This window comes from Kitasatospora sp. NPDC001664 (assembly GCF_053596675.1).
Genome location: NZ_JBSFGS010000006.1, coordinates 313241 through 319450, shown reverse-complemented (window position 1 = coordinate 319450; position 6210 = coordinate 313241). Strand labels below are relative to the sequence as shown.

Here is a 6210-nt window from a genome sequence, read left to right as displayed (position 1 = left end):
GTTGGTGACCGAGAAGTTGACCGGACCGGCCGGGAAGGTGGTCTTCGACAGCTCGCAGGCGGAGTCGGTGGCGTTCACCTGCACCGCGCCGTCCGCGGAGACGTCCTTCTTCTGCTCGGTGCACGCGGTCAGCGCGACTCCGGCCACGGCGACGGTGAGCAGCGCGGCGAGGTGCGAACGGCGGACGGACATCAGCGGACTCCACGGGCGGGGGAAGGACATGAGGAGGGTGAGGGGCACTTAGGCCACCCTCACCCACAAGTAAAGTAAGGCATGCCTCAGCTCATGCCCACCTCGGGGTGATAACGGAAGGGCAAAACCCTCCGTCCGGACACTCCGTCAGGTCCGGCGAGGTACCCGAACGATCCGCCCGGCGCCTTGTCGGACCACCGACACGCACGCTGAGCTGTGACGTTCACCGCAGCCACACGCGCTTCCGGTACGCACGGCCGCACCGGAAAACCGACCGGGCGCCCCGTTCTGACGCACCACCCATCCGATTCATGGGCAGGTCTCCGGCCCCGGTGCGATCCTTCCGGCGTGCACAACGGGCGGACCCGCACTCCGCCGTGACGTGCCCTCAGGCCGCCCCGGTGTCCGCTGCTGCGCACTGCCCGCGCCACATCGCCTCCGAGCCGGAGAGAGCTGCCTCCATGCTGTCCGAGATAGAAGCCCCGCCCGTCGCCGCCGCGACCCCTAGACCGCCCTTCTGGGTCGGCCTGCGCCCCCTCCTGCTGCGCCTGCACTTCTACGCCGGCGTCCTGATCGCACCCTTCCTGCTGGTCGCCGCCTGCACCGGCGCCCTCTACGGTGCCTCGTACCAGATCGAGAAGGTCCTCTACTCCGACCAACTGACGGTCTCCCAGGTCGGCACCGCGCCCCGCCCGCTCTCCGAGCAGGTGGCCGCCGCCACCGCCGCCCACCCCGAGAGCAGCTTCGCGCTGGTCCGCACGTACGACGACCGCGAGGCCACCACCCAGGTGCTGCTCAACTCGCCGAACGTGGCCGAGGGCAACCGGCTCGCCGTCTTCGTCGACCCCTACACCGCCAAGGTGCAGGGGGCGGTCGAGAGTTACGGCTCCACCGGCGCCCTGCCGCTGCGCGCCACGCTCGACAAGCTGCACACCAGCCTGCTGCTGGGCGAGACCGGCCGGCTCTACAGCGAACTGGCCGCCAGCTGGCTCTGGGTCGTGGTGCTCGGCGGCCTGGGGCTCTGGATCGGCCGCCGCCGCAAGCGCTACCTGCGCCCGGACGGGAAGGCGACGGGACGCCGTCGCACCCTCTCCTGGCACGGCGCGGTCGGCCTCTGGGCGGCGATCGGCCTGCTCGGCCTCTCCGCCACCGGCCTGACCTGGTCCACCTACGCGGGCGAGAACGTCGAGAGCCTGCGCACCTCGCTCAGCTGGTCCACCCCCTCGCTCTCCACCACCGTCGGCGCCGAGCACGCCGGCCACCAGCCCGCCGACGGCGGCTCCGGGGAGGCGGCGCCCGGTTCGGTGGGCCTCGACCAGGTGCTGACCACGGCGCGGAAGGCCGGCCTGGACGGGCCGCTGGAGATCACCCCGCCCAAGCCCGGCAAGGCCTACGCGGTCAAGGAGATCGACCGTCAGGTGCCGGACCGGCTGGACCAGATCGCGGTCGACCCCGCCTCCGGGCACATCACCTCCCGGCTGGACTTCGCCGACTACCCGCTGGCCGCCAAGCTCACCCGCTACGGCATCGACCTCCACATGGGCCTCGCCTTCGGCCTGGTGAACCAGATCGTGCTGGTCGCGCTCGGCCTCGCGGTGATCACCCTGATCCTGCTGGGCTACCGGATGTGGTGGCAGCGCCGCCCCACCGGCGGCGTCATGGGCCGCCCCTACACCCGGGGCGCCTGGCGGCAGAACCCGGTCGCCACGGTCGTCCTGCTCCTGCTGGCCGTCCCGATCGGCTGGTTCATCCCGCTGTTCGGGCTCTCCCTGCTGGCCTTCCTGGTCGTCGACCTGCTCCTCGGCCTGCGGCACCGGACCACCGCCTGACGCACCGTCGGGGCCCGGGGCGGCTGACCACGGGTCAGCCGCCCCGGCCTGCCGTCCGGGTGACCCGGACCGGCGTGTCCGGGCCTCCGGGACCGGCGGGCGGGCAGGGTCGGGGTGCCGACGCCCCCGACCGGACAGAACCCCCTCCACCATGCCCCGGCCCGCCAACTGGCTCCTCCGCGCCGCCGCCCTCCCCGCCGCCACCGCGCTGGCCCTGCTCACCGCCGGGCCCGCCGCAGCCGCCGACCCGGCCTACGGGGAGTGGAACGTCCCCGGGGCCAGTGGCACCCTCACCGACCCGGCGATCGGCTTCCCCGCCGCCCGGGTCACCACCGACAGCACCAACCCGACGGTGCCCAGCGGGAACTCGGCCTTCCTGAACGGCTCCACCCCGTTCGGCGCGGCGTACGGCAGCTCCCAGGGCCACACCTACCTGAGCCTGCGCACCGCCCCGGGCGGATCGCCGTCCACCACCACCCTGGCCTTCGCCTCGCCCCCGGCGGCGGGCAGTTGGGCCTTCACCCTGGGCGACGTCGACGCGGACACCGTCACCGTCACCGGCACCGCCGCCGACGGCAGCGCGCTCACCGCCGCCGACCTCGGCTTCCAGGGGGCCTTCAACTACTGCACCGGCTCCCCCATGCCCTCGGGCTGCGGCGGCGCCCAGACCGACCGGCCGACCTGGGACCCGGCCGACGCCAAGCTGACCGGCGGCGGGACCGACACCTCGGGCGCCGCGGGCTGGTTCCGGCCCGTCAAGGCGGTCCGCTCCCTGACCCTCACCTTCGCGGTGCAGACCGGCGTCCCGGTGTACCAGGTCTGGGTCGCCTCCGACACCACCGCCGTCTCCGGCCGGGTCTCGGCCGAGGGCTGCACCGCGCCCGACGGCGCCACCGTCGAACTGCTGGACTCCACCGGGGCGCCGGTGACCGGTCCGGACGGACGGCCGGTCACCACCACCACGGACGTCGAAGGCGCCTACGGCTTCGAAGGCCTGGCGCCCGGGAGCTACCAGGTCCGGGTGGTTCCGCCCGAGGGCTACCGCTCCCTGCGGGCCGACCGGAGCGTGACCGCCGGCCCGGCCGTGACCGGCGCCGACCTCTCGCTCTCCTGCCGGCCCGTCAAACTCCCTGCCCCGCCGCCGGTCCGCACCGGCGACGACCAGCCCGTGGTAATCCGGCTCCCGCAGGCCCTCTGCGGCGGCGAGCACCTGACCGTCGTCCGCCCGCCGAAGCACGGCAGCGTGCAGGTCCTGGACAACTGCCGGGTCCGCTACACCCCCGAGCCGGACTACACCGGCCCGGACGGCTTCGCCTACACCGGCCACACCGCGACCGGCGCCCTGGTCACCGGCGAGGAGCACCTCACCGTCTACGCACGCCCACAGTTGGCCGACTCCGGCCGCCCGACCGGCCCCCTGCTCACCGCCTCGGCGGCCTGCCTGGCCCTCGGTGCGGCGGCCATGTCCGCCTCGCGACGCCTGCACCGGCGGCCCGCCTGACGGCCCGTAGGCTGCCCGCCATGACGGACTTCCTGGTGGTCACCACCACCCACGAGAGCGAGCAGCAGGCCCGGGACCTGGCCGGGGCCGCGGTACGGGAGCGGCTGGCCGCCTGCGCCCAGGTCTACCCCGTCCGGTCGGTCTACTGGTGGGACGGCGAGGTCCAGGACGCCGAGGAGTGGCGGATCGACCTCAAGACCCGCGCCGGACTGGCCGCCGACCTACGCGAGTTCATCACCGCCCGGCACTCCTACGACACCCCCGAGCTGATCGCCGTGCCGATCACCGACGGCAGTCCCGCCTACCTGGACTGGCTCGCCGCCGAGACCCGCTGAGCGCACCGCTCGCGCGGACTCAGTTCCGCTCGTCCGGATCGACGTTGGCGAGGACCTCGCAGTCGCAGTGACCACCCAGCGCCCTCAGGCCCGCCTCCAGAGCGGACCACTCCCGTGCCCCGGCCTCGGCCCAGGCACGGGAGTGCCGGAGGGTGTGGTCACAACCGGACTCCTCCAGACGCTCGTCGAGGTCGTCCAACAGCTCGTCGAGACCGTCGCGGTCGAGGCCGAGGACGTCCCAGTCCTCGCTGCGCCGCTCCGCCTTGTAGGCGTCGCGCAGCGCCCGCCTGCGCTCCTGCTCCGAGGTCATCCGGTCCTCCCGTGCCGATCCCCCGATGGTAGGGCCCGGGCCCGGACATGCCTCGGGGCCCGCCGACGGTCGCGCGTGCGGCGGGCCCCGAGGAGTGGAGCGGGGTGGAGCGGGTCAGGCGGCCGGGACGGCGGCCGCCCGCGGGGCGGCCGGGGCCTGACGGGGTGCCAGGAGGCGCTCCGCCAGCTGGCCGAAGACCAGCCCGAAGGCGGCCCAGAGGACGACCTGGATGCCCAGCGTGGCCACCCGGAACTTCCAGAGCACGGCGGCCGGGAAGGTGTCCTTGATCGCGTCACCGTTGCCCGGCAGCAGGACGAACGCCAGGGTGACGGCCACCGCGAAGGCGAGGCCGGCCACCACCGAGGCGTTCCAGTTGCCCAGCCTCGGTGCCAGACGGCGGCCCAGGATCAGGGCCGCCACCCCGAGCAGCACGCTCAGCAGGATCATCAGGAAGAAGAGCGTGGTGCGCTTCCCGATGGTGTCCGGATTGCCGACCGCGGGCGGCGTCGCCGGGTACTTGAGGAACGGCACCAGGTAGACGGTGGTGAAGGCCGCCGCCGACACCAGGGCGGCGGACGCCCTGGGCGAGAAGCGGCCGATCCGGCCGAGCGCGAAGCTGTAGACCAGCGCGGCGATGCCGCCGAGCGCGACCCCGTAGACCAGGACACCGGTGGCCAGTCCGGCGGTCGACTGCAGCGACCGGCTGACCAGCTCCTCTTCCTCCTCGGCGGCCGGAGCCGCCGGGGCGGCGGCATCGCCGCCGTGGACGTGCTGCGGTGCCGAGGCGGCGCTCTCCTGCGCGATCGACTGGTCGACCGGCCCCTCCCCCACGAAGAAGGCGAAGGCGAAGGCGATCACACCGGCGACCAGGCCCGCGAGCATGCCGCGGACCAGGAGGTTTCTGACAGTTGAGGCAGGCATGTTGTGCGGCGCTCCGTCAGTGGCAGGGGAAACCGAGCAGGTGGCGGGCGTCGTGCACCCACTCGTGCACACCCGCACCGGAGAAGACGGAGGTGGCGCCCTGTTCGGCGCCCACGAAGTAGAGGGCGACGAGCATCAGGGTGCCGACGAACAGCGCCCAGGGCAGGATCGCCCGGACGGGAAGGCTCCCGGCCGCTTCGGCGGCGGGGGAGACGATGGCCTGTGCCATGGCAGGACCTCCTTGGGGAACGCGCGTCCCAGTCGTTGGAGCTCGAACGACGGCCATCGGGTCTGACTCACCGCCAACTCCCGCACCGAGGTGGGGCGCTGTCGGCATACAGTGGCGCGACCGTGCCGGTTTCCCACCGGCTTCCGTCCTGCCGTCGTCATGTCGCTGCGAACCGTACCGCCATTCGGGTGCAGCGGCCAAGGGAGCGCGGGACGGCGCGGGCCTCGGCGAAACGTGCCGTTCCGCTCGCGATCCCGCCCCGGGGAACGGCAGTTGGACAGAACGGGAGTGACAGGTGACCACGCGGGTGACGTTCATCTCACCGGCCATCGGCGCGGAGCTGCGGGCCGCCGCCTTCGAGGACGGCGCAGGTCTCGACCCCTCCGGACGGGCCCGGGCGGCCGAAGCGGGGGCCGGACTGCGAAGCGGCCGTCACTCCGTCACCTTCCACACCACCGTGCACTCCCCCACGGCCCGCTGCCGGGAGACCGCCGAGGCACTGGGTCTCCCCGCCGTCCCCGAACCCGCCCTGGCCGCCTGGTCGATGGGCCGCTGGCGCGGCCGCACCCTCGAGGAGCTGACCACCACCGAACCGGCCGCCCTCGCCCAGTGGCTGGCCGACCCGGAGGCCGCCCAGCACGGCGGTGAACCGCTCACCGCCCTGTGTGCCCGGGTGGCCGACTGGCTGGACGCGCTCGCCGGGACCCACCCCGACGGCCGCGTGCTGGCCGTCGCCGAACCGGAACTAGTCCGCGCCGCCGCCCTGCACGCCCTCGGCGCCCCGCCGGCCTCCTTCTGGCGGATCGACGTCGCCCCGCTCACCGCCACGGAGCTGAGCGGCCGCACCGGACGCTGGAACCTCCGCTGCGGCCGCCCGCTCGAACTCCTCTGAC

7 protein-coding genes and 1 pseudogene are annotated in these 6210 nt (G+C 73.8%); 4 read left to right on the top strand and 4 right to left on the bottom strand.

The window, feature by feature from the left end; genetic code table 11:
* A pseudogene (locus tag ACWCYY_RS11905) lies at positions 1-192 on the bottom strand (iron uptake system protein EfeO); the annotation flags it as partial.
* 461 nt (positions 193-653) lie between these two features.
* On the opposite strand from ACWCYY_RS11905, the gene ACWCYY_RS11900 reads away from it, so the two are divergent.
* The 3 genes from ACWCYY_RS11900 to cutA all read left to right on the top strand — a co-directional run bounded on the left by ACWCYY_RS11900 (position 654) and on the right by cutA (position 3857).
* Positions 654-2021 carry a PepSY-associated TM helix domain-containing protein gene (locus tag ACWCYY_RS11900; protein WP_449795889.1) on the top strand — a complete coding sequence of 456 codons (1368 nt, stop codon included), beginning with the start codon at positions 654-656 and terminating at the stop codon, positions 2019-2021.
* Between the two features lie 151 nt (positions 2022-2172).
* Positions 2173-3522, top strand: coding sequence for an SdrD B-like domain-containing protein (locus ACWCYY_RS11895; protein ID WP_449795888.1), 1350 nt, complete (start codon positions 2173-2175; stop codon positions 3520-3522).
* Positions 3523-3542: 20 nt separating this feature from the next.
* Positions 3543-3857, top strand: coding sequence for a divalent-cation tolerance protein CutA (cutA, locus tag ACWCYY_RS11890; protein WP_449795887.1), 315 nt, complete (start codon positions 3543-3545; stop codon positions 3855-3857).
* A 19-nt stretch (positions 3858-3876) separates the two neighbouring features.
* Here the strand turns inward: cutA and ACWCYY_RS11885 are convergent, their stop codons facing one another.
* From ACWCYY_RS11885 to ACWCYY_RS11875, 3 genes are all read right to left on the bottom strand, one after another.
* Positions 3877-4167, bottom strand: coding sequence for a DUF2695 domain-containing protein (locus ACWCYY_RS11885; RefSeq protein WP_345288753.1), 291 nt, complete (start codon positions 4165-4167; stop codon positions 3877-3879).
* Positions 4168-4281: 114 nt separating this feature from the next.
* Positions 4282-5088 (bottom strand): CbtA family protein, encoded by an 807-nt coding sequence (locus tag ACWCYY_RS11880; RefSeq protein WP_449795886.1) that lies wholly within the window; start codon positions 5086-5088, stop codon positions 4282-4284.
* 16 nt (positions 5089-5104) lie between these two features.
* On the bottom strand, positions 5105-5317 hold the full coding sequence (locus ACWCYY_RS11875) for a CbtB domain-containing protein (RefSeq protein WP_345288756.1): 213 nt from the start codon (positions 5315-5317) through the stop codon (positions 5105-5107).
* Positions 5318-5612: 295 nt separating this feature from the next.
* Between ACWCYY_RS11875 and ACWCYY_RS11870 the strand changes: the two genes are divergently transcribed.
* A complete protein-coding gene (locus ACWCYY_RS11870) occupies positions 5613-6209 on the top strand; it encodes a histidine phosphatase family protein (protein ID WP_449795885.1) in 597 nt (198 codons plus the stop codon).
* Position 6210: the final 1 nt, after the last annotated feature.

Bases quoted from the DNA above. Each gene is read 5' to 3' on its own strand.
- ACWCYY_RS11875 (WP_345288756.1), bottom strand. From the start codon at position 5,317: ATGGCACAGGCCATCGTCTCCCCCGCCGCCGAAGCGGCCGGGAGCCTT.
- ACWCYY_RS11885 (WP_345288753.1), bottom strand. From the start codon at position 4,167: ATGACCTCGGAGCAGGAGCGCAGGCGGGCGCTGCGCGACGCCTACAAG.
- ACWCYY_RS11900 (WP_449795889.1), top strand. From the start codon at position 654: ATGCTGTCCGAGATAGAAGCCCCGCCCGTCGCCGCCGCGACCCCTAGA.
- ACWCYY_RS11895 (WP_449795888.1), top strand. From the start codon at position 2,173: ATGCCCCGGCCCGCCAACTGGCTCCTCCGCGCCGCCGCCCTCCCCGCC.
- ACWCYY_RS11880 (WP_449795886.1), bottom strand. From the start codon at position 5,088: ATGCCTGCCTCAACTGTCAGAAACCTCCTGGTCCGCGGCATGCTCGCG.
- cutA (WP_449795887.1), top strand. From the start codon at position 3,543: ATGACGGACTTCCTGGTGGTCACCACCACCCACGAGAGCGAGCAGCAG.